This window comes from Gordonia sp. 852002-10350_SCH5691597 (genome assembly GCF_001665715.1).
Lineage (GTDB): Bacteria > Actinomycetota > Actinomycetes > Mycobacteriales > Mycobacteriaceae > Gordonia > Gordonia sputi.
Genome location: NZ_LZMO01000101.1, coordinates 1 through 1,656, shown reverse-complemented (window position 1 = coordinate 1,656; position 1,656 = coordinate 1). Strand labels below are relative to the sequence as shown.

At 59.8% G+C, this 1,656-nt stretch carries 3 protein-coding genes; 2 read left to right on the top strand and 1 reads right to left on the bottom strand.

Features of this window, described 5'->3' with window-relative positions; translation table 11 throughout:
* The coding region (locus A5777_RS07345) for an IS256 family transposase (RefSeq protein ID WP_156529305.1) at positions 1–891 on the top strand (891 nt) is incomplete at its 5' end.
* Here A5777_RS07345 and A5777_RS24080 read toward each other — a convergent pair.
* Positions 884–1,138: a TerD family protein gene (locus A5777_RS24080; RefSeq protein ID WP_082933577.1), complete on the bottom strand. Its 255-nt coding sequence runs from the start codon at positions 1,136–1,138 to the stop codon at positions 884–886. The genes A5777_RS07345 and A5777_RS24080 overlap by 8 nt on opposite strands.
* A 30-nt stretch (positions 1,139–1,168) precedes the next feature.
* Here A5777_RS24080 and A5777_RS07340 point away from each other — a divergent pair, with 30 nt between their 5' ends.
* Positions 1,169–1,495: a hypothetical protein gene (locus tag A5777_RS07340; RefSeq protein WP_156529304.1), complete on the top strand. Its 327-nt coding sequence runs from the start codon at positions 1,169–1,171 to the stop codon at positions 1,493–1,495.
* The last annotated feature ends 161 nt before the right edge of the window (positions 1,496–1,656 follow it).

Sequence of the window (1,656 nt, the reverse complement as noted above, 5' to 3'; positions counted from 1 at the left end):
CTGTCGCATGAGACGATCTCCAAGATCTGCGACGAGGTTTGCGACGCGGTCGACGAATGGCAGAACCGGCCGCTGGAAGCGTTGTATCCCGTCCTCTATCTCGACGCCCTGGTGGTCAAGGTCAAAGACGGTGCTCACGTTCGAAATAAGCACGCCCACATAGCTATCGGTGTCGACATGGCTGGCGTCAAGCATGTGCTGGGCATCTGGATACAGGCTGAAGAGGGCGCGAAGTTCTGGGCCGGGGTGTGCGCGAATCTGGCCAACCGCGGCGTCAAAGACGTGCTGATCGTATGCTGCGACGGGCTGACCGGATTCCCCGAAGCGATCGAGGCGACCTGGCCTTTGGCCACCGTACAAACCTGCGTCGTGCACCTGATCCGCAACGCGATGCGGTTCATCAACTACAAAGACCGCAAACAGGTCGCCCGCGCGATCAAACCGATCTACACCGCCCCCGACGCCGAGACCGCCCGCCGCGAATGGGAGACCTTCCGAGACTCGGAGCTAGGCAACCGGTATCCCAGTGCGGCACTGGCTTTCGACCGCGCCTGGGACAGATTCATTCCGTTTCTGGCGTTCCCACCCGAGTTACGCAGGGTCATCTACACCACCAACTCGATCGAGTCGCTCAACTATCAACTCCGCAAGGTCATCAAGAACCGAGGACACTTCCCCAACGACGTCGCGGTCCACAAACTGCTCTGGCTGGCCATCTGCGACATCGAGGACAAACGGGCGATGCAACGCGAGAAGGAACGCGGCAAGCCAGCCAGTCAACGTAAAGCGCCCGGACGACTCGTCGAAGGGCAAGTCGTGACGAACTGGAAACAGGCCCTCGGCCAACTCGCCCTGGCCTACCCCGACCGCATCGAACCCCACCTCAACTAAACACCGAAAGCGAACCCAAGAAATCAGGAGTTACGTTCTTACACAGACATCTTGACAAGCTCCCGTCAGGACTTGCGGGTTGATTGAAGAACACAAACTCGTCGTCAGAAGGAACCTTCTCGTCTGTCCCTAACTCGAACGCAACCACGTCGACTTCAGGCGCTGTCACTCGCGCGGAACTCCACGACACGTTGACGGTGAACCGCGCGAGGCCTGCCGGAAGGTCGATCACGGCTCCCGGCACCATCACGACTCGTGACCATTAGAGGCCACGATGATGCGTTCACGCATAACGCAGTTGGGTGCAGCGGTCGCCATCAACTTGACCGCAGGAGTCACCGATGTGCTGATCCTCGACGGCGGGGAGGGTGACCCGCGTATGGGAAAGGTCCGCGAGCGATCAACTGAATCTGCTGCGCGACAACGCTTCTTCACGTGGCGCAATGCAGAGGGAGAGTCTCAGCGCGAGTCCGAGAAGCTCTGGGGCGACTTCACCAAGATGAATCAACGCGTGGCACTTGCTCTCGAGGGAGACGCCAGCGCACATCGTCTGCGTCATAGCTACCCCTTCCGCGTGCAGGATGACTCTGGCACATGGGGCTGACAGCCGGATCGAGTTGTGCTGACGGCGCTCATCGAAATTCCCCAGTGATGCTCATCTGAATTCCCCACCCGTGTGGCACCGCCCGAGTAGGCGGGCCTCCCGTGATGCTGATGGTCTCTGACCACTCACCAACTATCTCGGGAGGCCCGCTTTCATGTTGA

Bases quoted from the DNA above. Each gene is read 5' to 3' on its own strand.
- A5777_RS07340 (WP_156529304.1), top strand. From the start codon at position 1,169: ATGCGTTCACGCATAACGCAGTTGGGTGCAGCGGTCGCCATCAACTTG.
- A5777_RS24080 (WP_082933577.1), bottom strand. From the start codon at position 1,138: ATGGTGCCGGGAGCCGTGATCGACCTTCCGGCAGGCCTCGCGCGGTTC.